16 protein-coding genes are annotated in these 25,771 nt (G+C 69.0%); 9 read left to right on the plus strand and 7 right to left on the minus strand.

Annotated features, from left to right (window positions below; all coding sequences use genetic code 11):
* Positions 1 to 14: 14 nt before the first annotated feature.
* Positions 15 to 10,307, plus strand: coding sequence for an amino acid adenylation domain-containing protein (locus ACFV2O_RS33855; protein WP_379255822.1), 10,293 nt, complete (start codon positions 15 to 17; stop codon positions 10,305 to 10,307).
* Positions 10,304 to 10,981 carry a DUF6875 domain-containing protein gene (locus ACFV2O_RS33860; protein WP_379255708.1) on the plus strand — a complete coding sequence of 226 codons (678 nt, stop codon included), beginning with the start codon at positions 10,304 to 10,306 and terminating at the stop codon, positions 10,979 to 10,981. Before ACFV2O_RS33855 ends, ACFV2O_RS33860 begins: the two co-directional genes overlap by 4 nt.
* 73 nt (positions 10,982 to 11,054) lie before the next feature.
* Here the strand turns inward: ACFV2O_RS33860 and ACFV2O_RS33865 are convergent, their stop codons facing one another.
* The 5 genes from ACFV2O_RS33865 to ACFV2O_RS33885 all read right to left on the minus strand — a co-directional run bounded on the left by ACFV2O_RS33865 (position 11,055) and on the right by ACFV2O_RS33885 (position 17,014).
* The gene (locus ACFV2O_RS33865; RefSeq protein WP_379255823.1) at positions 11,055 to 11,957 is read right to left on the minus strand and encodes a S1C family serine protease; all 903 of its coding nucleotides are present in this window, start codon (positions 11,955 to 11,957) and stop codon (positions 11,055 to 11,057) included.
* Positions 11,958 to 12,125: 168 nt separating this feature from the next.
* Positions 12,126 to 12,494: a nuclear transport factor 2 family protein gene (locus ACFV2O_RS33870; RefSeq protein ID WP_356968530.1), complete on the minus strand. Its 369-nt coding sequence runs from the start codon at positions 12,492 to 12,494 to the stop codon at positions 12,126 to 12,128.
* Positions 12,495 to 12,635: 141 nt separating this feature from the next.
* On the minus strand, positions 12,636 to 13,574 hold the full coding sequence (locus ACFV2O_RS33875; protein WP_379255709.1) for a CorA family divalent cation transporter: 939 nt from the start codon (positions 13,572 to 13,574) through the stop codon (positions 12,636 to 12,638).
* A 607-nt stretch (positions 13,575 to 14,181) separates the two neighbouring features.
* Positions 14,182 to 15,960: a TerD family protein gene (locus ACFV2O_RS33880; protein WP_379255711.1), complete on the minus strand. Its 1,779-nt coding sequence runs from the start codon at positions 15,958 to 15,960 to the stop codon at positions 14,182 to 14,184.
* A 277-nt stretch (positions 15,961 to 16,237) separates the two neighbouring features.
* Positions 16,238 to 17,014: a helix-turn-helix transcriptional regulator gene (locus ACFV2O_RS33885; protein WP_379255713.1), complete on the minus strand. Its 777-nt coding sequence runs from the start codon at positions 17,012 to 17,014 to the stop codon at positions 16,238 to 16,240.
* Between the two features lie 588 nt (positions 17,015 to 17,602).
* Between ACFV2O_RS33885 and ACFV2O_RS33890 the strand changes: the two genes are divergently transcribed.
* The 6 genes from ACFV2O_RS33890 to ACFV2O_RS33915 all read left to right on the plus strand — a co-directional run bounded on the left by ACFV2O_RS33890 (position 17,603) and on the right by ACFV2O_RS33915 (position 23,545).
* On the plus strand, positions 17,603 to 18,091 hold the full coding sequence (locus ACFV2O_RS33890; protein WP_364436561.1) for a hypothetical protein: 489 nt from the start codon (positions 17,603 to 17,605) through the stop codon (positions 18,089 to 18,091).
* Positions 18,088 to 18,486, plus strand: coding sequence for a hypothetical protein (locus tag ACFV2O_RS33895; RefSeq protein WP_379255714.1), 399 nt, complete (start codon positions 18,088 to 18,090; stop codon positions 18,484 to 18,486). Before ACFV2O_RS33890 ends, ACFV2O_RS33895 begins: the two co-directional genes overlap by 4 nt.
* Positions 18,487 to 18,863: 377 nt before the next feature.
* Positions 18,864 to 20,168, plus strand: coding sequence for a hypothetical protein (locus tag ACFV2O_RS33900; protein WP_379255715.1), 1,305 nt, complete (start codon positions 18,864 to 18,866; stop codon positions 20,166 to 20,168).
* A 39-nt stretch (positions 20,169 to 20,207) separates the two neighbouring features.
* Complete coding sequence (locus ACFV2O_RS33905) at positions 20,208 to 20,657, plus strand: helix-turn-helix transcriptional regulator (protein ID WP_355078458.1); 450 nt, start codon at positions 20,208 to 20,210, stop codon at positions 20,655 to 20,657.
* Positions 20,658 to 20,662: 5 nt separating this feature from the next.
* A complete protein-coding gene (locus ACFV2O_RS33910) occupies positions 20,663 to 21,073 on the plus strand; it encodes a VOC family protein (RefSeq protein ID WP_355078459.1) in 411 nt (136 codons plus the stop codon).
* A gap of 78 nt (positions 21,074 to 21,151) precedes the next feature.
* Positions 21,152 to 23,545 carry an ATP-binding cassette domain-containing protein gene (locus ACFV2O_RS33915; protein ID WP_379255718.1) on the plus strand — a complete coding sequence of 798 codons (2,394 nt, stop codon included), beginning with the start codon at positions 21,152 to 21,154 and terminating at the stop codon, positions 23,543 to 23,545.
* Between the two features lie 38 nt (positions 23,546 to 23,583).
* Here ACFV2O_RS33915 and ACFV2O_RS33920 read toward each other — a convergent pair whose 3' ends face one another.
* Entirely contained in the window at positions 23,584 to 24,111 is a 528-nt protein-coding gene (locus ACFV2O_RS33920; protein ID WP_379255719.1) for a TetR/AcrR family transcriptional regulator, read from the minus strand.
* 95 nt (positions 24,112 to 24,206) lie between these two features.
* Here ACFV2O_RS33920 and ACFV2O_RS33925 point away from each other — a divergent pair, with 95 nt between their 5' ends.
* Entirely contained in the window at positions 24,207 to 25,157 is a 951-nt protein-coding gene (locus ACFV2O_RS33925; protein WP_379255720.1) for a zinc-binding alcohol dehydrogenase family protein, read from the plus strand.
* 147 nt (positions 25,158 to 25,304) lie between these two features.
* Here the strand turns inward: ACFV2O_RS33925 and ACFV2O_RS33930 are convergent, their stop codons facing one another.
* Positions 25,305 to 25,748, minus strand: coding sequence for an SRPBCC domain-containing protein (locus ACFV2O_RS33930; protein WP_379255722.1), 444 nt, complete (start codon positions 25,746 to 25,748; stop codon positions 25,305 to 25,307).
* Positions 25,749 to 25,771 lie beyond the last annotated feature (23 nt).

Raw genomic sequence — 25,771 nt, forward strand, 5'->3', positions numbered from 1 at the left:
CCCTCGAACACACCATCACCCAAGCATTCACCGACATACTCCACACCAACACCATCGGACTCGACGACTCCTTCTTCACCCTCGGCGGCGACAGCATCATGTCGATCCAGTTGGTCAATCGAGCCAGGGCGGCGGGTGTGGTGTTCACCCCGCGCGACGTGTTCGACCGCAAGACGGTCGCCGGGCTGGCCGAGGTCGCCGTCCGCGGCGGCACCGCGGCGACCGCGCTCGCGGCCGAACTGCCCGGCGGAGGCGTGGGGCCGGTGCCGGTCACGCCGATCGTCCGGTGGCTGCTCGAGCGGGCCGGGTCGGGGTTCGGCCGCTTCTCGCAGGCGGTGTTGCTCGGACTGCCGCCGGGGATCGACCGGCAGCAGCTGGTGGGCACGGTGCAGGCGGTACTCGATCGGCACGACATGCTGCGCGCGCGGCTGCGCCCGACCGACGACGGAAGTTGGGCGTGGGAAGCCTTGCCCGCCGGGGCGATTCGAGCCGAGGACGTCATCCGTCGGGTGGCGATGCCGGAAGCCCCGGGAAGCGCCGAGTTCCGTGCTTCTGTGGCGGCGGAGTTGGACGCCGCCGCGGACCGGCTCGATCCGGGCGCCGGGGTCGTGCTGCAGGTGGTCTGGTTCGACCCGGTAGCCACGACGGAGCCGGGCCGGGCGCTGGTGGTGGCGCACCATACGGCCGTCGACGGAGTGTCCTGGCGGGTGCTGGTGCCGGATCTCGCGATCGCGTGGGCGCGGATCGAGTCCGGCGAACCACCTGAGCTGGCCCCGGTCGGGACGTCCATGCGCAGGTGGGCCCACGGGCTGGTCGAATCGGCCGGAAGCGCCGAGCGGCGCGCCGAATTCGGATTCTGGAAAGCGATGGCCGCCGGAGACGATCCGGTGATCGGATCCCGCCCCCTCGACCCCGCGATCGATGTCGCCGCCACTGCCCGCACGGTCGAGATCAATGTTCCCCCCGAGGTGACCGAGGCGTTGTTGACCACCGTGCCCGCGGCATTCCACGGCGAGGTGAGCGACGGGCTGCTGGCCGCGCTGGCGGTGGCGGTGACGAAGTGGCGGCGCGAGCGCGACACGGTCGCCTCCGGCGATCTCGCGGACGTCGTGATCGGTTTGGAAGGGCACGGCCGCGAGGAGCGCGCGGTCCCCGGCGCGGATCTGGCGCGGACGGTCGGCTGGTTCACCACGAGTTTCCCGATGCGCCTCGACCTGTCCGGCATCGATGTCGACGACGCGACCGCGGGCGGGCCCGCGCTGGGGGCAGCGGTCAAGTCGGTGAAGGAACAGTTGCGCAAGGTCCCGGACCACGGGATCGGCTACGGCTTGCTGCGGTATCTCAACACCGATACCGGACCGGAACTCGAGAGCATGCCGACACCGCAGATCGGATTCAACTACCTCGGCCGCGTCGCCACGAAGGTGCCCGGAGGAGCGCCGTCGGCCGGATGGCTACCGGTGGACGACGGCGGGGACCTCTCGGGCGCAGAGTTCACCGGTGCGCTCGATCCGGACCTGCCGATGTCGGCGGTGCTCGACATCAACGCCCTCGTCCTGGACGACGGCGACCGGCGGCGGCTGCGGGCGAGGTGGTCGTATCCGGACGGGGTGCTCACCGCCGACCAGGTGCACGAGGTGGCGGAGTCGTGGCGCCGGGTACTGACCGCGTTGGCGGCATACAGCCGCCGCGCCGGGACCGGCGGACGGACGCCGTCGGATCTGGACCTCGTCGATCTCACCCAGTCCGATATCGAACGGCTCGAGACCGGATATCCGGCGCTGAGCGATGTTTGGCCGTTGACTCCGTTGCAGGAGGGATTGCTGTTCCATGCGGTGTTCGCCGAGGAATCGGTGGACGCCTATGTGGTCCAGCTGGTCCTCGAACTGGGTGGGCGAGTCGATGCGCAGCGGCTGCGCCGAGCCGGGCAGGCGCTGCTGAACCGGCATGCGAATCTGCGCGCGGCGTTCGTCACCGACACCGGGCCGGTGCAGGTGGTCGACGAAGACGTCCAGGCGCCATGGACGGAGCTGGACCTGTCCGGGCTGGACGACGGGGAACGGGATCGAGAGTGGACTCGGCTGATGGCCGAGGACCGCGCGACCCGGTTCGACCCGTCGCGCGCCCCACTGCTGCGCTGGATGCTGGTCACCATCGGGCCGGAGCGCTTCCGGCTGGTGCTGACCAACCATCACCTGTTGCTGGACGGCTGGTCGATGCCGCTGCTCCTGAGGGAGTTGCTGGTGCTCTACGCCACCGACTGCGACGACGCGATGCTCCCTCGTGTCCGGCCCTATCGGGACTTCTTGGCGTGGCTGGCGCGGCAGGACCCGACCGCTTCGCTCGACGCCTGGGCCCGTGCGTTCGACGGCGCCGACGAGCCGACTCTGATGGCTCCGTCCGACCCCCGCCGCCGCTACACCGAATCACGAGATGTCCTCGGCGAATTGACCGAGGAACAGACCGCCGACTTGACGAACCTGGCGCGGGCACGCGGAGTCACCCTCAACACCGTGGTCCAGACGGCCTGGGCGATTGTGTTGGGCGCCTTGACATCCCGGACGGATGTCACCTTCGGCACCACCGTCTCCGGACGGCCTCCGCAACTTTCGGACGTCGAATCGATGATCGGGCTGTTCGTCAACACGCTGCCGGTGCGTGTCCGGCTCGACCGCACCGAGAGTTTGGGGCAGCTGCTCGACCGGATCCAGGCCGAACAAGCCGCGCTGCTCGACCACCACTACGTGGGCCTGACCGACATCGAACGGGTGGCCGGCCCGGGAGCGGTGTTCGACACGATGACGGTGTTCGAGTCCTATCCGGTCGATCGTGGCGGGCTCACCGCGGACACCGACATCGCGGGCATGCGGCTGCTCGATGTGAGCGGCACCGACGCGGCGCACTATCCGATCGGCGTTGTCGCCCAGGTCGACACGCGATTGCGTCTCGACATCAAGTACCTGCCCGATCTCTTCGACCACGACATGATGGACGCGACGCTGCGTCGAGTTCTGCGCGTGCTGGGCGCGGTCGCCACCGACCCGGATCTACCGCTGTCCCGGCTGGATCTGCTGTCCTCCGCGGAATACCGCGAGTTGGCGCCCGTGTCGGGTCGTCCGACGGTGTCGGCGCAGGTCTTGCCGGATCTGCTGGCCGCGGCGGTGGCGAACGATCCGGGTGCGGTCGCGGCGGTGTGCGGCGATCGCCGGTGGACTTACGGCGAACTGGACGCGGAGTCGAATCGCCTGGCACGCATGCTGATCGGCCTGGGAGCGGGCCCGGAGACGAGCGTCGCGGTCGGATTGCCGCGGTCGTTCGAGTCGGTGCTGGCGGTCTGGGCCGTGGCGAAGTCCGGGGCGGCGTTCGCGCCGATGGATCCCGAGTATCCGGCCGGCCGCATCGCGTTCATGCTCACCGATTCGGGTGTGGCGGTGGGGATCACGCTGTCGCGATGGCGGGATCGTTTCCCCGGATCGGTGCGATGGCTGGCGCTCGACGAACCGGCGGTCGAAGCGCAGCTGGCGGGATTCCCGGCAGCGCCGGTGAGCGACGAGGAGCGAGCACGGCCGGTGCGGCCCGACCACGCGGCGTACGTGATCTACACGTCCGGGTCGACGGGAGAGCCGAAAGGCGTGGTGGTGTCGCACAAGGGGCTGGCGAATCTGGTGGACGATCAATGTACGCGTTTGGGTGTCGGGCCGGGCACGCGGGTGCTGCACGCCGCGTCTCCGAGTTTCGACGCGGCGGTACTCGAATACCTCTGGGCGTTCGCGACGGGCGGGCAACTGGTGATCGCGCCGCCGACTGTCTACGGCGGGGACGAGCTGGCGCAAATCTTGGCGCGGGAGCGGGTTTCGCACGCGGCGCTGACGCCGACGGCCTTGGCGACGGTCGATCCGGCCGGGCTCGGAGGCCTCGGGACGGTCGTGATCGGCGGCGAGGAACCCCCACCGGAGTTGGTGTCGCGGTGGGCGCCGGGCCGCAGATTGTTCAACACCTACGGTCCTGCCGAGGCGACGATCCAGACCGACGCCGGGCGCCCGCTGGTGGCGGGTGAGGCCGTGACGACCGGCAGCCCGATCCGCGGGGTGCAGGAGATCGTGCTCGACACCTGGTTGCGGCCGGTACCGGTCGGAGTCGTCGGCGAGTTGTATCTGGCGGGTCCCGCTTTGGCGCGCGGCTACCGCAACCGGGTGGGCACGACCGCGTCTCGGTTCGTCGCGAATCCGTTCGCGAGGCCGGGGCAGCGCATGTACCGGACCGGTGACCTGGTGCGGTGGCTGCGGTCGCCGACCGGACATCTGACGCTCGACTACATGGGCCGGACGGATTCTCAGGTGAAGATCCGTGGTTTCCGCATCGAACTCGGCGAGGTCGAATCGGCGCTGCTCGCGTACTCGGGTGTGGCGCACGCGGTGGCAGCCGTGCGCCGAGGCGCGGTCACCGGCGACCGGTTGATCGGGTACGTGGTCCCCGAGTCCGGGGCCGAGCTCGACACGGACGCGGTTCGCGAGTTCGCCGCGGAGCGGTTGGCCTCGCACATGGTGCCCGCGACCGTCGTGGTGATCGACGCGCTGCCGAGGACGGCGAATGGCAAGCTGGACCGCACCGCTCTGCCCGAGCCGGACTTCACCCCCCGTGCCGGATCTCGGGCACCGGCCACCGGGGTCGAGACGACGCTGGCCGGACTGTTCGCGGAGGTGCTCGGACTCGACGAGGTCGGGGCGGACGATTCGTTCTTCGCCATGGGCGGCGACAGCATCATGGCGATTCAGCTGGTCGCGCGCGCCAAGGCGGCGGATCTGCTGTTCTCCGCGCGCGACGTGTTCGAGCACGGAACGGTCGCCGAACTGGCCCGGGTCGCCGTGCGCGACAGCACCGAGGCCACCGCCCTGCCCGCCGAACTGCCCGGCGGAGGCGTGGGACAGATACTGCTGACGCCGATCATGTGCTGGATGTTCGAACGCGGTGGCTTCGACCGTTTCAGCCAGTGGGCGATGCTCACGCTGCCTGCCGGTATCGACAGCGCCGGAATCGGCGCCACTGTCCAAGCGGTGCTCGAACGCCACGACATGCTGCGAGCCCGGCTACGCCCGGACCCCGCGCACGCGTCCGGCTGGGCGCTGCACGTATCGCCGACCGCCGCACCCGCCGCGGGGCTGATCCGGCGCGTGCCGGTAACCGCGGCGCCGGACAGCAGCGACTTCGCCGCGATCGCCGACGCCGAGGCGAACGCCGCGGCCGAGCGCCTCGACCCCGCGGCAGGCGTCGTGCTGCAACTGGTCTGGTTCGAGTGGGCGCGACAGCCGGGACGGCTGCTGATCGTCGCGCATCACCTGGTCGTCGACGGCGTTTCGTGGCGCATTCTGGTTCCCGACCTCGCAATCGCGTGGGCGCAGATCAGCGCGGGGCAACCGCCGCGGCTCGCGCCTGTCGGTACCTCGATGCGACGCTGGGCGCATGCCCTGAACACCGCCGCCGCGCGCCGGGACGAACTCGAGTGGTGGCGCACAACACTCGACGTCGCGGACCCGCCGATCGGCGCACGCCCCATCGATCCCGCGGTGGACGTGCAGGCCACCGTCGCGACCGTCGAGGTGAAGCTGCCCATCGCGGCGACCCGCGCGGTGCTCACCACGCTGCCGGAGGCCTTCCGCGGCAACGTGGACGACGCGCTGATCGCGGGGCTCGCTCTGGCGCTGACCCGATGGCGGCGCGAGCACGGCGACACCGCGCCGGAAACGCTGCTCACCCTCGAAAGCCACGGCCGCCACGACACGGTGCTCCCGCACGCCGACCTCTCGCGCACCGTCGGATGGTTCACCACCACCTATCCGGTGCGACTCGACTTGTCCGGCATCGACATAGACGACGCGTTCGCCGCCGGACCCGCCGCCGGGGCTGTCGTCAAATCAGTGAAGGAACGTTTGCGGCAGGTCCCCGATCACGGGATCGGATACGGCCAGCTGCGATACCTCGACGCCGATACCGCCCGCATCCTGCGTGCGCTGCCCGCACCGCAGGTGAGCTTCAACTATATGGGCCGATACGACACCATTCCCGCCGCGTTGCGCGAGGCCGGGTGGATGCCCGCCGGAGGCGGCGGAGTCCAGAACCCCGACGCGGCCGCCGCATCCGTGCTGGGAGTCAACGCGGTCGTCACCGACACCCCGGAAGGGCCGGCTCTCACCGCCGCCTGGGACTATCCGACCGGTCTGTTGACCTCCGACGAGGTCACCGGCCTCGCGGAACTGTGGCGCGACGCGGTGACCGCGCTGGCCGACTACGCGTCCCGGCCCGGCGCCGGCGGGCTCACCCCCTCAGACCTCGACCTCCTCGATCTGAGCCAGGACACGATCGACCGGCTGGAGCGCCTGCACCCGGCCCTGGACGACATCTGGCCGCTCACGCCGCTGCAGACCGGGTTGCTGTTCCACGCTCAGCTCGCGGACGGCGCCCTCGACGCCTACATCGTGCAACTCTGCATGGAACTCGGCGGGCACGTCGACGCCGAGCGGCTGCGCCGCGCCGCGCAGGCGCTCGTCGGACGGCACCCCAACCTGCGGACCGCGTTCGTGCGCGACGGCGCGGGTGAAGCGGTCCAAGTGGTGCACAAGCACGTCGACGTGCCGTTCACCCTCATCGACCTGGCCGAGCACGACGATTCCGCCGCCGCGCTGGATCAGCTCATGGCCGCCGACCGGCGCGCCAGCTTCGACGTGGCCGCGGCGCCGCTGCTGCGAATGACGTTGGTGCGCATTGCCCCCGAGCGATACCGGCTGGTGTGGAGCATGCATCACATCCTCGTCGACGGCTGGTCCACGCCACTGCTCATCCGGGAGCTGCTGACCCTCTACGCCTGCGACGACGACGCCACGGCGCCCGCTCCGGGCCGTCCCTTCCGTGACTACCTGACGTGGCTGCACGCCCAAGACCGGAACGCGGCGGAAACCGCGTGGACGCGGGCACTCGACGGCGTGTCGGAGCCGACGCTGCTGGCGATCGCGGACCGCGGCCGCAGGCACACCACCGCCACGCGCGAGGTACAAGTTCAGCTCGGCGAAGACCGCACCTCGGCACTGGTCGCCACAGCCCACCGACAGGAGGTCACGCTCAACACCCTCGTTCAGGCCGCCTGGGGAATCGTGCTGGCCAACGCGACCGGCCGCGAGGACGTGGTGTTCGGCACCACCGTCTCCGGGCGCCCGCCCCAGATCGCCGGCATCGAATCGATGATCGGGCTGTTCATCAACACGGTGCCGGTGCGGGTCCGGCTGGACCACCGCGAAACCCTCGCCCAACTGGTGCGGCGAATCCGGACCGAACAAGCCGCGCTGCTCGACCATCACCACCTGGGCCTGGCCCAGATCCAGCAGATCGCCGGTCCTGGCGCGATGTTCGACACCGTGACGGCCTTCGAGTCCTACCCGATCGACTCGACCGGGTTGTCCGAAGACACCGACATCGCGGGAATGCGTGTCCTGGGCGTGCACGGACGCGATGCCGCGCACTACCCGCTCGGCCTGATCGTGCACCAGGACAACAGATTGCACCTGACCTTCAAATACTTGCCCGACCTGCTGACCCGGCAGCAGATCGACGCCATCGCCGACCGTGTGCTGCGCGTGCTCGACACCGTCGCGGACCACATCGACCTGCCGCTCACCCGGCTACAGCTGCTGTCGCAGGCCGAGCAGGCCGCGCTGGTCCCCGTGCGTGGCCCGCGCGGCGCGGTGATGTCGGTGCTGCCGCAGGTGCTGACCGCCGCGATGGAACCGGAGACCGAAGCGGTGGTCTGCGACGGCGTACGACTGTCCTACCGCGAACTCGACGAAACCTCGAACCAGTGGGCGCGGGTGTTGATCGACACCGGGATAGGACCGGAATCGTTCGTAGCCATAGCGCTACCTCGCTCCATCGACGCCATGATCGCCGTGTGGGCGGTCGCGAAGACCGGCGGCGCGTTCGTCCAGGTGGAACCCAGCCATCCGCGCGAACGCAGCACGACCATCCTCACGGATTCCGGTGCCATGGTCGGGCTTACTCGCGAGCCCTACCGAAATCAGTTGCCGGACAACATCAAATGGCTGACCGTCGACAGCCCCTCCTTCGCGGCGACGTCGGCAGAAGTGTCCTCCGCGGCGATCGGCGATGCCGACCGAACAGCCCCACTACGGCCACAGCACCCGGCCTACCTGGTCTACACCTCCGGCTCCACCGGAACCCCGAAGGGCGTCGTGGTCACACATACCGGGATAGCGAACCTGGCCGCGGACACGCGGGAACGGTTCGGCATCACTCCGTCCTCTCGGATACTGGCTGTCGCCTCGCCGAGCTTCGACGTCTCGATCCTCGAATGGATCAGCGCCGTCTGCGGCGGAGCCACGCTGATCCTCGCCCCCACACCGGTCGGCGCCGGACTGTCCGAGCTGGTCCGGGCGGAACACGTCACCCATGCCGCGCTCACCCCGACGATGCTCGCCGCGATGAATCCCGACGGACTCGAAACCCTGGTCATCGGCGGTGAGCCGTGTCCGCCGGAGCTGGCGGCGCGATGGACGCCGGGCCGCACGGTGCTCATCAGCTACGGGGCCACCGAGACCACGGTCGTGAGCTGCGCAGGCACTCCGCTGTCCACCACCGTCGACGGCCCGATCGCCATCGGCGGCCCGATCCGCGGATTCACCGCCGTCGTACTCGATCGCAATCTCCGCCCCGTTCCGTTCGGAGTGGTCGGCGAACTCTATCTGTCCGGGCCGGGCCTCGCCCGCGGCTACCACAAGCAACCCGCGACCACCGCGAGCCGATTCGTCCCCGCCCCGTACGGGCGGCCCGGGACGCGAATGTATCGCACGGGCGACCTGGTGGCGTGGACCACCGACCGAAGACTGCAATACAAGGGCCGCAGCGACCTGCAGTTGAAGGTCCAGGGCAACCGCGTCGAACCCGGCGAGGTCGAATCCGCGCTGAGCAGCTACCCCGACATCGCCTACGCCGCGGTCACCGTGCACACCCACCCCGACGGCACCGGCCAACTCACCGGCTACGTCGTACCGACGCCGCACACCACACCCGACACCGTCGCCATGACCACCTACCTCGCAACCCGCCTGCCCACCCACATGATCCCCACCGCCATCGTCGTCCTCGACCGGATCCCGCTCACCAGCACCGGCAAATTCGACTACAAAGCTCTGCCCGCGCCGGACCGGCCCCCGTTCCGCGCGCCGTCCACACCTCTGGAGACCGCCGTCTGCGAGGCGTTCGCGCGAACGCTCCAGCTCGAGCGTGCCGGTTGCGACGACGGCTTCTTCGCCCTCGGCGGCAACTCGCTCGCCGCGACCCAACTGGTGGCGCGGTTGGAGGAGTCCACCGGGGTGCCCGTGCCGATTCAGTGGATCTTCAGCGACCCGACACCGCAATCGCTGGCCCGCCGCATCGAGGCCCGGCTGAGCGGCTTCGAGGAACCCGACCCCCACGACGCGCTCGCCGTCCTGCTCCCCCTGCGCGCGACCGGTGCGGAGCCGCCACTGTTCTGCGTCCACCCGGCCGTCGGTTTGGCTTGGGGCTTCAGTGGACTCGTGCAGCACCTCGGTGCGGAGCGGCCCGTTCACGGGCTGCAATCCCCGGCGCTGACCGACCCCACCGCGCGGTTCGACACGCTCGACCAACTCGCCGCCCGCTATGTGCGGGAGATCCGGTCGGTCCAGCCGCACGGCCCCTATCACTTGCTCGGCTACTCATTGGGCGGCACCATCGCGCACGCGATCGCCGTGCGACTGCGCCGCGAGGGCGAACCCGTCGCCACCCTGGCGATGATGGACACGCGCGTAGTCGACGCGGGCAGCGCGCAAGCTCCCCTACCCACCCTCAGGGACCTGCTCACCGAGTTCGGCGGCGTGGCCGGTTCCCGGATTCCGGCCGACTTCACCGTCGAGGCCGCGACCGACTTGCTGCACCGGCAGGGCGGTCTCTTCACCGCCCTCACGCCCGAGCATCTGGCGGTTCTGTATGGCGACTACACCCGGCTCATCGACCTCACCCGAGATCATCGACCGGCACTCTTCGACGGTGATCTGCTCTACTTCAGCGCCGCCAACGGCCACCCGGACGACGGCCCCTCTCCATCTCTCGCGTGGCAGGAGTACCTCACCGGCAGCATCTTCGAACACCGTGTCGCCGTCCCGCACGAAAGGATGACCGACCCCGAGGCGCTACATGCCATCGGATCAACCCTGACCGAGCATTTCCGCCGCACCCCCGTCCCCTCACCGGAGCCTCCGATCTCAGCAAGGACCAGCCGATGATGAACACCGACCCCATAGTCGGGACACGCTCCGGCGTCCAGCCGGTCAACCTCTTCGCTCCCGACGCGGAAACAGGCCTCGCCGACCACCCCCGGTTCCCCGAACTCCGTCGGTGGACCCGCGAATACCTGTGCCATTCCCACCCGGATCTCGGCCGGCCCGGTCCTGTCTGTCCCTACACCAGCCACGCCATCACGCACAGGTACTTGTGGGCCGCCTACTTCGATGGTCACGACATCGATATCGGGCGCATCACCGCGATCGCCGACGATCTGTACGACCTGTTCCCGGCCCTGCCACCGCAGGAGGCGCCCGAGTCGCTGTTCAAGGCCGTTCTCGCGGTCTTTCCCGACCTCACCGACTACGCCTCGATCGACACGGTGCAACGACAACAGAAAACCAAATTCGTCGACAAAGGTCTGATGATCGGGCAGTTCTATCCGGGCTGCACCTACCCCGGACTGCACAATCCGGCGTTCCCGGCGCTCGACGCACCACTGCCCATCCTCGCGGTACGCCACATGGCCCCTACCGACTATCCGTTCCTCGTCGCGCGCCACGAATGGATCGATACCTACCTCAAGCTCTTCGCACCTACCATTCCCGGATTCGTCGCCACGGCCATGTCCGTCAGACTCGAACAGGCAATCGACGCCCAGAAAGACACCTCGTGAGTCGGTAGTGTGGGCGGGTGCGGACGCCCGGTGACCACCGCCGAGCCGGTCCCGGCGACCGGCTGGAGAGCGCTCAGTCAGCCACCAGTTCCACCGGGACCGCGATGACGTCGACCATGGCCCCGTTGCGCAGCACGGTGACCGGCAGTTGCACGCCGATCGACTCGGCGAACAGCTGCCGCTGAATCCCCTGCGCGTCACACACTTCCGACCGCGCCACGCTCAGCACCAGATCACCGCGGCGCAGCCCGGCCAGCTCGGCGGGGCCGCCACGGACCACCTCCACGATGCGCACCCCGGCGGCCTGCCCGGTGCGCGCGGCGACCGGCTCGGGCAGCGGCGCGGGCACGCCGACCAAGCCGAGGTATGCGCGCCGGACGCGCCCCTCGGTGTGCAGCGTGCCGATGATCCGGCGCGTCGTCGCGTTGATCGGGATGGCGAGGCCGAGCCCGATGCCCGCGACCGCGGTGTTGACGCCGACCACCCGGCCTGCCGAGTCCGACAGCGCGCCACCGGAATTTCCGGGGTTGAGCGCGGCGTCGGTCTGGATCACGTCCTCGATCACCCGGCCGGCGCGGCGGGATGCCACCGGAACCGCGCGCCCGAGCGCGCTCACCACGCCCGCGGTGACCGAACCCGCCAGGCCGAGCGGACTTCCGACCGCCACCACCAGCTGGCCGACCACCAACTGGTCGGCATCTCCGAGCGGCACCGCGTCCGGCGCGCCGCCGCGTGCGCGCAACACCGCGAGATCCGACAGGGGATCCACCCCGACGACGTGGAAGCGGGATTCCACCCCATCGGCGAAGACCACCTCACCCTCGCGGGCCGCGCCGACGACGTGCGCGTTCGTCAACAGGAACCCGTCGTCGGTGAAGACCACCGCCGATCCGCTCCCCCGCCTGGTCCGCACGCTGGCCACGTGCGGCGTCACCGACGCCGCCACCGCGATCACCGTGCGGGAGTAGGCATCCATCGCGGCGTTGTCCACGCCGACCACCACCCTGTTCGCCGGAATTGCACTACTGCGTCCAGGATGCCCTCGCGCCGCGGACGACGCACGGTGTTCGCCGCAGGCGCAACCTGGGCCGCGGGTGCGCCGGGCGTGTCGCCGGGATACGGATCGCAGGTCCGGCACCGGGCGCTACGCCGTGGGCACCCGGTCGAGGAAACCGTGCACACTCGTGATCCGGTCGTCGGCTCCGAGGGAGATCACGTCCGAACCCGCGACCGGGGCGCTGCCGTCGGTCGCGGAGACCAGCTCCCAGGAGAAGCGGGCGATGTCGTGGTGGCCGTCGACCGCGCCGAGGCGACGGAACTCGAACCCGGGGAACTGCGCCTGCACGCCCCCGATGGCCGCCGCCAGCTGGGCGTGCCCGCGCACCTCCGCGAGCGGATCGGTGTACGCGCCGTCCTCGGCCCACGCGGCCGCCACCGCCGCGGCCCTGGCGTCCTCGTCGGTGGCGTTCCACGCGGCGAAGTACCGATCGACCGCTTCCTCGTAGCGCGACATAATGAATCCTCCTGTGCGGTAATGCTTTTCGGCAACCGTTCGGGTCTTCCGATCGGCTGTCTCCAACCTTGCCGCGCCGCGCGCCCAGAGTCGATTACGCGCGAGGTAATGATCGCCGGAAAAGCACGCGCGCCCGAGGGCTCAGCGCAGTAGGCCCCGCTTCTCGAGATAGGCCGATGGAATCACCGCCGCCGCCAGAGCCAGCAGCACGGTGAGCAAAAGGCTCAGCTGCCAGGGCAATTCGGCGATGTCGAGCAGACCTGCGGTGTAGCAGCCGACGACCAGAACGGGCGGCAGGACGACCGCGGTGGTGACGGTGAACACCTTGACGATCTCGCTCTGCCGCACGTTCAGGCAGATCGTCACGGATTGCTGCAAGAAGCGGACGTTGTCGTACGCCGAGCCCGCATACTGCCCCACCCCGTCGATGTCGGCGAGCAGGATGCCGATCGCCTCGTCGAGTTCCGCCTTCCCCGACGACGTGTCGGCCATCAGATGCCGCGCGGCGCGGGCCAGCTGCCGCTGGGTCTCCTGAGTGCGCGAGACGATGCGTTCGGTCGCGTTCATCCGCGACATCACGCCGCGCAGGTCGGCGAGCTCGATCTCGCGCCGGTCCCGGCCCGTGATCGTCCGCTCGATCTCGTCGCGCAACGCCTCCATGGCGTCACCCGCATGATGTAGCACCCGCTCCGACGCCTCGTTCAGTGCCCACAGCAGCGCGTACATCACGCCGTGCGCGGAGCCGGCGAGCGCCGGGTCGCGCCGCATCTTCGCGACCGCCTTGTCGAAGGGGACGAAATGCTCGGACGGCTGCAGCGTCACGAGGAATTCACCGCCAAGGGCGAAGACGATCGTCTCCTGTTCGATGTTCTCGCCACGCTGGAATCCGGCCGTCACCGGAAAGTAGCGAAAGCTGTCGGTCTCCAGGACCTGATCGCGTGCGGACGTGAAGTCGATGCCGAGCCGTTCCCGCAGCACCGCCGCGGTGTCGGCGTCGTCGGCGGCGAGCGGAATCCAATGCTGCTGGAGCACTTCGGTATCGAAGTGGTCGGCGGTCACGGCACCGAGAAAGGTCGTCATCGACTACCGCTGCCCGCGGAAGGAGCGCACCGCGGATCCGGCCTGCTGCCGCCGTTCCGGATCTGTTGTGCGAGGCGATGTTTCGGCCTTCTCTGGCAATGTGGCCATAGTGGATGCTCCAATACTTGCTATCGTGCGGGGCTGGCGCGCTCCTCCGGTACCGAGGACGCACGCAGGGGCGAGCAGCGACGTGATCGGGCGGCGCCGCGGGTCGGGGGCCACGTATCGGCCGAACCCGGACGCGCCGCTCTTACGCGCCGGAGAGATGACGAAGGTTGAGGGTCCGTACCGCGTCGGCCGATGGGCGCCGTTGCCCGGCGGGCGATCACGCGCGCGGATCAACGACGCGCCGGCGCAACCTGTTTCGCGAGAGCGGCCCAGCTGTAGACGTCGATACTGTCATCCGGCATCTGCCGCTCACCTCGCTTCGTCGGTCGACCGGCGCACGAATTGCGCCATCCATCATTAGAAACCCGCCCATCGGGGTACGTCAATCAGTTGCGCAAGTGTTCGACAGCGCGCCACCCGATGGAAATCCAGCGACAGTGGCGAAGCCGGATGACAGCGGACGACAGCGGTTTTCGGCATGCTCGCCGCCACCGCGACGTCACTCCGCCACATCCACCCCGTACCGGCGCGCCAGCACCGCGAGATCCGTCGGATAACCCTGGCCCACCGCACGCAACCGCCAGACGTCGCCACGCAGGTAGACCTCGGCGAGCACCAACGTCCGTTCCTCGGTGGCCGCGTCCATCGTCGCGCGCGCGACAACGCCTGCCTCCGCGCCCGGCATCGCCTCGACCTCGATCGCGCCGACATCACCGAAGGTGGCCTCCGCGTCGTCCAACGCGGCGGCCAGCACGATCCGGCGGCAATATCGCGGCAGCTGATCCAGCCGTATCGCGACGGACTGCTCGTCGGGCCCCTCGGCGATGAGACGCACGCCCCGCGTCTCGGGCTGGTTGTAGAAGACGAAGTCGTCGTCGCCCGCCACCTGCTCGTCACCGTCGACGAGGAACGCGACCAGGTCAACCGCCCCGCTGCCGCTGTAGGCCCACGACGCCCGGATCGTCCAATCGATGCCGAAGTCGTCGATCGGTAGATCGATCACCTGACCACGAATCAGCGCAAGAGGCTCGGCGCCCGCGCGACGCGATGCCGACGACGCGTCGGAAGGCTGCGGCGCCGAGAGCAATTCGGCGCCGTGCACCGGGATGCCTAGTTCGGCGGCCCGTACGCAGCGCCGGTCGGCGTGCCCTCCGGTCAGCGCGAGCACGTCGGTTACCCGCCCGGACATGTTCACCGCCGCGGAGCCGCCGAGCTCGGCGATCCGTGACCGGACTGCGGCGGCACCGCCATGCGTTCCACCGAGCACCAGCACCCGGCGTCCCGCCAAGGGGCCACCGGGTGCAACCGGCACACGCGACGGTCGACGACGTGTCGAGGAAGTCCGCGCCACCTGATCGTCCTTGCGCTCACCCGGCTCGACACGCTCCAGCAACAACAGGAATCTGTTCTCGCTGACGATCGGGGTGCCGACCTCGACGGCTTTGCGAGCCTTGCCGCTGGTCGAATTCGGCGCGTTGGTGACGAGCACACTGGTGCGACCGCTCACCGCGCTGGTCACCTCTAGTCCGGCCGCTTCGGCACGGGCGACCAGGACGTCCCGATCGGTCGCGGTATCGCCGGTGAAGGCGACTTTCATTCCCTGGACGAGGGCGCCACCGGTCTCGAACCGGCCCGGATACGTGTAAGGACACGGTGTTTTCGGGCCCGTCCGCTCGGTCGGCAGACCCCACGCGCTCTGGTAGTTCTCCTTCGGTGGGCAGCGCAGCAGAGGCGGCGTGATGCCGAGCCGCGCCGCATCGGCGATCAGCGCTCTGAGCACACCGGCCAGGACGCGGGTGTCGTCCAACGCGTCGTGCGCTCTCGAGCGTGAAATCCCGTAATAGGCCGCGAGCGTGCCGAGCTTGCAATCCGGCGTCGGCGGCGCGACCCGCCGCGCGAGGGCAAGCGTGCACAATCGGCGCCCCACCGGCAGATCGGCGCCGGTCCTGCCGAATTCGCTGGCGAGGAATCGGTAGTCGAAGTGCGCGTTGTGCGCGACCATCACCCGGCCCGCCAGCAGGGCCGAAAGAGGTTCGCGCACGTGCTCGAAGCGCGGTGAGCCGCGCAAGATCTCGGTCGTCAGGCCATGGATGTGCACCGGCCCCGGGTCGCAGCCCGGATCGACCAGCGTATGGAATTCATGGACGACCTGGCCGTCTGCGTCCAGGACCAATGCCGCCACCGAAAGCACCCGATGCTCTTCGGCCCGCAGACCCGAGGTCTCCACGTCGACAACGGTGTAGGCGCCGAAACCCGCCGTTGAAGGCGCTTGGCGCACAATCGCATTCCCTTGCACGGCCAACTCATCGTGACCACGGTCCCGAACGTTGCATTGATCGCACCTCGAATTCCGGATACGCCGCACTCACCATGGACGAGGTCGCCGCACGGCCGGGACCGACACGAACGCCATCTGCCGACGCCGGCCCCATGGCCGGCCCTCCTGGGCCGCGCGATCGCACGAGGTGAAGCCGTCCCCGAAGCCCTGCATCCGCGGATGCCACCGTGGCCCTGGTCCTGCTCCGCAACGAGTTCGTGGTCCGCGGGACGCCGCGCTACGGGTTCGCGGCGCCGCAGATCGGCAACTCCAGCAGCGCGCTGGGAGCGCGTTGCGGCACCGAGGTGCCCAGGTAGTACTGAATCCACCCCGGATAGTTGCCCGAGTCCAGACGGAAGACTTGAACATGCACCGCGTGCTGTGTTCCGGTCTCGTTATCACGGAAATGCATCGCGGGCCGTTCTCTGCCGTAAACGGCTATTCCTTCTGCCCACATCCGGCGAAAGTCGGCGTACTCGGCGAGTTCGGCGAGCAGATCCGCCGGCCATTCCGATTCCGCCGCCGGTCCGATGAGGCCGCGCAGCCAGCGGACCATCAGACCGGCCTCCCGCTCCCATTCCACGATCACCCGGCGCGACAGCGGGTTGCCGAAAAACCATCGCAGGATGTTCATGTCGTCCACCAGGCCGGGAAACGCGCGCGCAAACGGCCTGTTACAGGCGAGAACATTCCATCGGGTATCGACGAAGCCCGCAAGGCCCGGCTCCTGCGCGACGAGCGCCTGCCGCATGTCGTCGGTGATCTCGGCGCACAACTCGGCTATCGACGGCGACCTGCTGATCGAGAGACCGGCCAACTCGTACAAGTGGCGGCGCTCCGCATCGGTCAGCGCTTTCACCCGTTTCAGATAACCGACCAACGCCTCCACGACGACCATGGTGGGACGGGCGCGCTCGCCGCTTTCCAGGTGCGCGACATAGCTCGCGCTCACTCCGGCCGCGAACGCGAGTTTCTCCCGCGACACCCGGCGTTCGTCACGTAGCCGGCGCAGCATACTTCCGAAGCTGGGCGGCTCGGGGCGGCCACTGTCGATTCTGCCCGATACTCGGTGCGTCACTGATCCACTCCTCTGACAACTGTGTTGAACGACGGGACACATCGAAGGAAAAGGTGATGCCGGCGAGGACGGCGACCGCAATCCCCTCCGGCGTCCGGATCGTTGAAAAGAACAAGCCAGGGCTACATTGCCGCAGCAACCCCCGGGAAGATCTTCTGCGCACCGATGTTAAATGCATTCGATCACGATATGAAACCAACTGGACCGGCATGTTAGACAGATCACACACCGCAAGTGCACTGCGGTAACAGGTTGGCCTACAGTACTTTTCATTCCTCCCGGCGACCGGCACCGCCGCGACTTCCGTTCCTCGCCGACCGGATCACCCCTCGCCGAAGAAATCCTCGCCAGGGCGGACACTGCGCGGTATGTATCCGCAAAAGGGTGCGTCGGGAAGATGGACATACCCGAGCGGATTGCATTAGATCTTGGTCGAGAAATTCCCCGGAACGATCGACGATTTCATTTTCGAGCCGATCACCGGCGGATCGAACTCCGTCATCACTAGAACAGGAGCATTCCGACTTGTCCGCACACGCTCATCCCACGCCGCGCATCACACTGGCGGCCAGCGGCGACGACGAACGAAGAACGTTTGCGGTGTGCGCCGCCGAAGGCAGGCCGCTGTGGTACGGCCCCCTCGAACCACCGCCGGACGACATGGTGGCAGGCCGGCCCGCCTCCGCCCCGACAACCGCCGCGGCGCGCGGCATCTGGCTCGCGGGCCAGGCGAAGACGCAGGCCGGTCTCGGCCATGCGCTGCTGCGCCTGATCGTCACCGACCGGCAGCTCGACATCAGGGCGCTGCAACGTACCGCCGTGCTCACCGGCCTCGCCCTCGAATTCATCGTCACCAAAGAGAATCCGGCGCGTGGCTGGTGCAGCACCTACGGATGGCTCGAGTGGAGCACCGCTTCGCTGGCCGGTCTCGTAGACCGCCGCTCCGGTTTCGGCGTACGCCCTTACGTGGCGTCGGCCCCGGTTCGCCAGAGCCCGAGGAGGACACGCCGATGATCGGCGACATCGCATCCACCGACACCGTCCGGCACATCGATGCGGGCGCCACGTTGCGCACCGCGCTGGAAGGGCTGTTGGTCCACGATGGCGGCGAACTCGACGCCCGGCTACGCCACGCCGTCGCCGCCGTCGTACACCTGGCGGTCGACGCCCGCCCTGGACCACCCGACAGCACCGACGAGTTCCTGGGCAGGCTCGACACGGCGTGGCTGCTTGCCGCGTGGGCGGGGCACGATGTCGAACTCTCGCTGATCGCGACCCTCGCCGGAGGGACCGTGCCCGCGCTGTCGTGGTGTGAGTTGATGTTCACGACGGCGCTGGCGCCGTGGTCGGCTACCGACTCCGCACGACATGCCCGACAGATCTTCGCCGCCGACACTCCGGGTGCCTGACCGCACCGGAAGCCGGCCACAGTCCCCACCCGTTGCTGAAGTGGTCAGACGTCCAGCTCGAGCCGTCGCGGGTTCGGCCGCCTCGCCCCCTCCGGCGCCTTCCGCAGGTCGGCCGGACAGCGGGCGGCTCAGCCGTTCGCGCTGGACAGCGAAGGCGTCCGCGGCCGAACCCGCTTGCGCGGCGCATCGCCGGGTGCCGTGATCACCGAACCCGCCAGTAGGGTTGACCACGGCGTTGCCAGGCCGGATGCTCTTGGTTGGCCGAACAGCTCGAAACCGGACATTCGAACGATCTTCATCGTCGTAGCGCCGAGTTGTGGCGGCGACGACGCCGGTGCGGACCCGCCCCGGTGTCCGGTACTCGAGGGGAGATTCGCGTGACCTACCGCCTGACCGATATCGATTGCGTGAGTGCCCGTGGGCACTCCGCGCTAGGGGGAACCCTCGCGATACAGGCGGTCTGGCGCTACGACCGTGCGGTGGATCTGGCGGCGCTCGAGCATTTCCACGAGGCGTTGCGGCACGGCAGGCTGGGCAGAGCGGTCGCGCCCGCGATGATCCCCGCCGCCGGGGACCGGTGGACCACCCGAGTCGAATTCAGCCCGCTCGAGGTCGCCGACGAGCCCATCCCCTCGGGCGATCTGGAGGCCTGGATCGCCGAACAGGGAAATGCCGAGTTGCGTACCTTCGGCGGGCCCGCGTGGCGGTTGGCGGCGACCCACCTCGACAACGGGGAAAGCGTGGTGTCGCTGCTGGTTTCCCACACGCTCGCCGACGGCCACGCGTTCTGCACGGCGGTCACGGACGCCGTCGCGGACAAGCGACTCGACTTGTCCTACCGCACAGATGAATTCGGCCGGATGCGCCTGCTCGCCGGTGATCTCCGCGATGCCGCGCGGCGAGCCGGGTCGTTACCCTCCGCCGCCGGTTTGGCGTTGCGGTTGGCCGTCACCGGGCGCGGCGGCGGGACCGGGCCCGCCGGCGACGCGCCGGGCTTCCGGCTTCCGACCGTCACCGCGACGGTCCCGGCGCAGCTGTGGCATGCGGCGGCACGGGCCCGAGGCGGAACCGGCACCACCCTGGCGGTGGCGATGATGACCGCCATCGCGACGGAGGTCGGCCGCACCGACGAAGAGGGCCGGGTGCGCATGATGATGCCGGTCAGCACCCGCACCGCCGACGATCTTCGGGCGAACGCTCTGACCTCCATCGCCTTCGAAGTGGACGTGCGCGACGGCGCACCGGCCGACCTCGCTCCGCTGCGCGCGGTGATGAAGGAAAAACTCACCGCGGCCGCGGCCAGCGGACAGGACGTCCCGCCGCTGGTTCCGGTCGCGGTGGCGCTGCCGCGCGGACGGTATGCCCGGCTGGCGCGGCAAGCCGCCACCGACCCCACCTCCACGGTGTGCTCCAGCCTCGGCAAGCTCGACCCCGACATGCTGCGCATCGACGGCCGCCCGGCCTCGGCGATGATGCTCGGCCTGGTCAATCAGAGCCTCGACGCGCGGAGCGTCGTGACCGAACGCGGCGGCAATCTGTACGTCGCGCTGGTCGAGGCCGCGGAGAAGATCACGATGCGCGTCATGGGGTTCCACCCGCCTGCCCTGCTGGACACCGAGCAGCTCACCGAGCTGGTGCGGTCCGCGCTCGCCGAGTACGAGCTCTCGGCGACCTTCTGGTAGCACCTCGGCTTGTCACCGCCATGTGGCACGATCGCGTAAGTGACCAGCCGCCCCGCCGCCACGCAGCACCTGCACGACCTCGCGCGGCTGCGCCGCGTTCGCGACCGCATCGATCGCGAGTACGCGCAGCCGCTGGACGTGGAGGCGCTCGCGCGCGACGCGCATATGTCGGCCGGGCACCTCAGCCGCCAGTTCCGGCTCGCCTACGGCGAGTCGCCGTACTCCTATCTGATGACGCGGCGCATCGAACGAGCGATGTCGCTGCTGCGGCGGGGCGACCTCAGCGTCACCGAGGTGTGCTTCGCGGTCGGCTGCTCGTCGCTGGGCACCTTCAGCACCCGCTTCACCGAGTTGGTCGGTGTGCCGCCGAGCGTCTACCGGCGCGAGGCGGCGCGCGCCACGGCGGGGATCCCCTCGTGCGTGTCGAAACAGGTGACCAGACCGATCAGGAATCGAGAAGCACCGGTTACCGAGCCGCAATTAGCCTGACTGCCATGGACATCACCATTCACGCGAGCTTCCTGCCGCACGACGACGCGGACGCGGCCCTCGCCTTCTACCGCGACATCCTCGGCTTCGAGGTCCGCAACGACGTCGGGTACGAAGGGATGCGCTGGCTCACCGTCGGCCCCGCCGGCCAGCCGGAAACATCCATCGTCCTGCATCCGCCGGGCGCAGATCCCGGCATCACCGACGACGAGCGCCGCACCATCACCGAGATGATGGCGAAGGGCACCTATGGCGGCATCCTGCTGGCAACCAAGGATCTGGATGGCGCTTTCGAACGGCTGGCGGCCAACGACGCGGAGATCGTCCAGGAGCCGACCGAGCAGCCGTACGGGGTGCGCGACTGCGCCGTCCGCGATCCCGCGGGCAACCTGATCCGCATCCAGCAGCTGCGCTGACCGCCCGGCGCGAACCGATCGAACCGAGCCCGGCGACGCCGGCCGCGCAGGCGGCCCCGCCCGACAGATGGAGACACGATGAGCACGGCCACGACGACGGACACGCAGTCGCCCGCGCCGCACGCCGCGGACAGCCACGATTTGATCCGCGTGCACGGCGCGCGCGAGAACAACCTCGAGGATGTCAGCATCGAGATTCCGAAGCGAAGGCTGACGGTGTTCACCGGCGTCTCCGGCTCGGGCAAGAGCTCACTGGTGTTCAGCACGATCGCCGCGGAGTCGCAGCGGCTGATCAACGAGACCTACAGCGCGTTCGTCCAGGGCTTCATGCCGACGCTGGCACGGCCCGAGGTCGACGTGCTCGAGGGGCTGACCACCGCGATCATCGTCGATCAGCAACGCATGGGTTCCGACCCGCGCTCCACGGTCGGCACCGCCACCGACGCCAATGCCATGCTGCGCATTCTCTTCAGCAGGCTCGGAAAGCCGCACATCGGCTCGCCCCAGGCTTTCTCCTTCAACGTCGCCTCGATCAGCGGGGCGGGCGCGGTCACGACCGAACGTTCCGGAAGGACCGTGAAGGAGCGCCGCAGCTTCAGCATCACCGGCGGGATGTGCCCGCGCTGCGAGGGCCGGGGCTCGGTGTCCGATATCGACCTCACCCAGCTCTACGACGATTCCAAGTCGCTCGCCGAAGGCGCGTTCACCATCCCGGGCTGGAAGTCGGACAGCTTCTGGACGGTGCGGGTCTACGCGGAGTCGGGTTTCGTCGATCCGAACAAGCCGATCCGCAAGTACACCAAGAGGGAGATGCAGGACTTCCTCTACAAGGAGCCCACCAAGGTGAAGATCGAGGGGGTCAATCTCACTTACGAGGGGCTGATCCCCAAGATCCAGAAGTCGTTCCTGTCCAAGGACCGGGAGGCGATGCAGCCGCACATCCGGGCGTTCGTGGACCGCGCGGTCACCTTCACGACCTGTCCCGAGTGCGACGGCACCCGGCTCACCGAGGCGGCGCGCTCGTCGAAGATCGCGGGCATCAGCATCGCCGACGCCTGCGCCATGCAGATCAGCGACCTCGCCGAATGGGTCGGCGGCCTGAGCGAGCCGTCGGTGGCGCCGCTGCTGGGCGCGCTGCGGCACACTCTCGACTCGTTCGTGGAGATCGGGTTGGGCTACCTCTCGCTGGACCGGCCCTCCGGCACACTATCGGGCGGTGAGGCCCAGCGCACCAAGATGATCCGCCACCTCGGCTCCTCGCTCACCGACGTCACCTATGTCTTCGACGAGCCGACCATCGGCCTGCATCCCCATGACATCCAGCGGATGAACAACCTGCTGCTGCGGCTGCGGGACAAGGGAAACACGGTGCTCGTCGTGGAGCACAAGCCGGAGACGATCGTGATCGCCGACCATGTCGTCGACCTCGGTCCGGGAGCGGGCACGGCGGGCGGCACCGTCTGCTTCGAGGGCAGCGTCGAGGGGCTACGGGCCAGCGGCACCGTCACCGGCCACCATTTCGACGACCGGGCCGCGCTCAAGGCCACCGTGCGCGAGCCGAGCGGCAAGCTCGAGATCCGCGGCGCGAAAGCGAACAACCTGCGCGATGTCGACGTCGACATTCCGCTGGGTGTGCTCGTCGCCATCACCGGCGTGGCGGGGTCCGGCAAGAGCTCGCTGGTGCACGGGTCGATCCCCGCGAGCGAAGGCGTGGTCGCGGTGGATCAGGCGCCCATCCGCGGCTCGCGGCGCAGTAATCCGGCGACCTACACCGGATTGCTGGAGCCGATCCGCAAGGCGTTCGCCAAGGCCAACGGGGTGAAGCCCGCGCTGTTCAGCGCCAATTCCGAAGGAGCGTGCCCCACCTGCAACGGCGCGGGCGTCGTCTACACCGATTTGGGGATGATGGCAGGTGTCGCCACCACTTGCGAGGAGTGCGAGGGCAAGCGATACCAGGCGTCGGTGCTGGAATACCACCTCGGCGGCCGCGACATCAGCGAAGTGCTCGCGATGTCGGTGCTCGAGGCCGAGGAGTTCTTCGGCACCGAGGCCGCCCGCACCCCGGCCGCGCACGCCATCCTGAGCAGGCTCGCCGACGTCGGGCTGGGCTACCTCAGCCTCGGTCAGCCGCTCACCACGCTGTCCGGCGGCGAGCGGCAACGGCTCAAGCTGGCCACGCACATGGCCGAGAAGGGCGGCGTCTACGTCCTCGACGAGCCGACCACCGGCCTGCATCTCGCCGATGTCGAGCAGTTGCTCGGCCTGCTCGACCGGCTCGTCGACTCCGGCAAGTCGGTCATCGTCATCGAGCACCACCAAGCGGTCATGGCGCATGCGGACTGGATCATCGACCTCGGTCCTGGGGCGGGACACGACGGCGGCCGGGTCGTCTTCCAGGGCACTCCCGCCGACCTCGTCGCCGCCCGCTCCACTCTCACCGGCGAACATCTCGCGGCCTACGTCGGCGCCTGACTGGGCGCTCGCGAGCAGGGTGGCGGCGATCGACGCCGCTACCCTGACCGGAGAACGCGAGCCGTCAAGGCGAGCACGCCCTCCCGATGGCGTTGCGGGGAGGTCATGTCGGTGATCTCCGGACGCATGCTCGCGAAGATCGCCATGGCCAGGAACTCCGCGTCGGCATCCGGGACGACCTGGGCGATCAACTCCGCCAGCAGCGCCCGCCACGGCGCCCAGGTCTCGGACCGACAGCCGTCGGGCAGGGCGCGCGTCAACGGCTGCAACTCGACCACCGTGAGGTCGAACACCGTGGCGACGAACGTCTGTATCCGCTCGTCCACCGGCACGGCGGGATCCGCGGCGAGGTCGCGGACGGCCGCCCAAGCCCGGCCGGTCCGGTCGTCGAACAGCGCGCGAATCAGCCCTTCGCGGTCGGTGAATCGGCGGAACAGCGTGCCCTTCCCGACTCCGGCGGCTGCCGCGATCTCGTCCATGCAGACGTTGTCGCGCTGCTCATCGCAGATCAGACGCCCGGCTACGGCGAGAATCGCGGCCCGGTTGCGTTCGGCGTCGGCGCGCATCGCTGACCTCTCCAGTTGACATAAGCGGACCCGTAGTCCGTATCATAGCGGCACGCTAAACGGACCGACAGTCCGTATTCGGAAAGGTGAATCTCATGCGCGCAGTCCGCTATCACGAGTACGGCGGCCCGGAAGTGCTGCGAGTCGAGGAGGTCGACGATCCCACGCCGGGCGAGGGCGAACTGCTCGTCCGGGCCACGGCCACCGGAGTCAACTACTTCGAGGTGCAGGTGCGCGCCGGGGTGACCCCGGATCCGCTCGGCCTGCCGCTGCCGCACACGCCCGGCATCGAAGTAGCCGGGACGGTGGCCGCGGTCGGTCCCGGCGTCGAGACCCGCCGCATCGGCGAAAGAGTGGTCGGCACGGTCGCCTCCGGCAGTTACGCGGAGCTGGTGCGCATTCCGGCGGCGGCGGCCGTACCGCTCGACGATCGCCTCGGCGAGCATCAAGCCCTCGCGCTGCTCGGCCAGGGCGCGACGGCCGTTGGATTGATCGAAGCCGCGGAAATCGGGCCCGAGGACACGGTTCTGGTGGAGGCGGCAGGCGGAGGAATCGGAACCCTGTTGATCCAGTTGGCCAAACGAGCCGGAGCCCGGGTCGTCGCCGGTGCGAGCGGGGCCGCGAAGCGGCAGCTGGCCGCCGACCTCGGCGCCGATGCCACCGTGGACTACACGCGACCGGGATGGACCGAGGAGGCCGGTCCGGTGTCGGTCGTGCTCGAGACCGTCGGCGGACAGACGGCTCGGGAGGCTTACAGCCTGCTCACGAAACCGCGCGCCCGCATGGTGGTCTTCGGCTCGGCCAGCGGCGTCGCGGTCGAGATCAGCTCGGAGCAACTTCTACCGGTCGGCGCCTCGCTGATTCCCTTCAGCCTCGGATATCGCCCGCAACGGTGGCCGGAGCTGGCCCGCCGAGCCGAGGACCTCACGGTGCGCGGTGAACTCACCCCCGTCATCGGCACGGTGCTGCCCCTGACCGAAGCGGCGACCGCCCATCGGGCGTTCGAAGACCGCACGGCCATCGGGAAGACCATCCTCACCCCCTGACCGCGTATCGGAAACGTGCGGCCATCGAGCTCGAACGGCTCACGGCAAGGTACGCCGACCGGCCGACGGGCGACAGCATCCGCACCGGTGGCGATGCCGCCGGTGCGAAATGCCGTCGCGGTGCCCCCGAACTTCCCGCGCGGCGCGTCAATCCCAGCTGTCGATCTTGACGTCGTGGGGATGCGGAGCGCCCTTCTCGGTTTCGATCAGCGATTTCAGGCTCAGCAGGTAGACCGCCCACTTGGTGCTGCAGTGGTGCATGAAGTCCACCGGCTCCTTCCACCCCCGGTGGGCGAAGAGCACGGTGGTGTAGTCGCCCGCCTGCTCGAGGCTCCAGTCCACCTGGGTCCCGATCCACTCGTCGGGCCCGCCGACCACCTCCCACAGCACTCGCTTTCCCGGGTCGAGCTCGCGCACCCGCATGTCGAATCCACCTGCCGCGAAGCGGAATTCGAGCAAGCCGCCGAGCTCGCCGCCGTCCCCCTCGGTATCGGCCGTCCACCACCCGGCGAGCCCCTCGGTGGTGGTCAAGGCGGCGTAGACCTCGTCCACCGGCGACTCGATGCCCACTTTGTGCAGAATGTCCACCATTTCGATTCCTCTTTCCGTTGTTC

It is taken from the genome of Nocardia sp. NPDC059691, from assembly GCF_042733915.1.
GTDB lineage: Bacteria > Actinomycetota > Actinomycetes > Mycobacteriales > Mycobacteriaceae > Nocardia > Nocardia sichangensis.

What these genes read in the sequence shown, in the direction of transcription:
- ACFV2O_RS33860 (WP_379255708.1), top strand. Translation starts at nt 10,304, where the DNA reads ATGATGAACACCGACCCCATAGTCGGGACACGCTCCGGCGTCCAGCCG.
- ACFV2O_RS33915 (WP_379255718.1), top strand. Translation starts at nt 21,152, where the DNA reads ATGAGCACGGCCACGACGACGGACACGCAGTCGCCCGCGCCGCACGCC.
- ACFV2O_RS33870 (WP_356968530.1), bottom strand. Translation starts at nt 12,494, where the DNA reads ATGTCGCGCTACGAGGAAGCGGTCGATCGGTACTTCGCCGCGTGGAAC.
- ACFV2O_RS33865 (WP_379255823.1), bottom strand. Translation starts at nt 11,957, where the DNA reads ATGGATGCCTACTCCCGCACGGTGATCGCGGTGGCGGCGTCGGTGACG.
- ACFV2O_RS33885 (WP_379255713.1), bottom strand. Translation starts at nt 17,014, where the DNA reads ATGCTGCGCCGGCTACGTGACGAACGCCGGGTGTCGCGGGAGAAACTC.
- ACFV2O_RS33925 (WP_379255720.1), top strand. Translation starts at nt 24,207, where the DNA reads ATGCGCGCAGTCCGCTATCACGAGTACGGCGGCCCGGAAGTGCTGCGA.
- ACFV2O_RS33910 (WP_355078459.1), top strand. Translation starts at nt 20,663, where the DNA reads ATGGACATCACCATTCACGCGAGCTTCCTGCCGCACGACGACGCGGAC.
- ACFV2O_RS33920 (WP_379255719.1), bottom strand. Translation starts at nt 24,111, where the DNA reads ATGCGCGCCGACGCCGAACGCAACCGGGCCGCGATTCTCGCCGTAGCC.
- ACFV2O_RS33875 (WP_379255709.1), bottom strand. Translation starts at nt 13,574, where the DNA reads ATGACGACCTTTCTCGGTGCCGTGACCGCCGACCACTTCGATACCGAA.
- ACFV2O_RS33895 (WP_379255714.1), top strand. Translation starts at nt 18,088, where the DNA reads ATGATCGGCGACATCGCATCCACCGACACCGTCCGGCACATCGATGCG.
- ACFV2O_RS33930 (WP_379255722.1), bottom strand. Translation starts at nt 25,748, where the DNA reads ATGGTGGACATTCTGCACAAAGTGGGCATCGAGTCGCCGGTGGACGAG.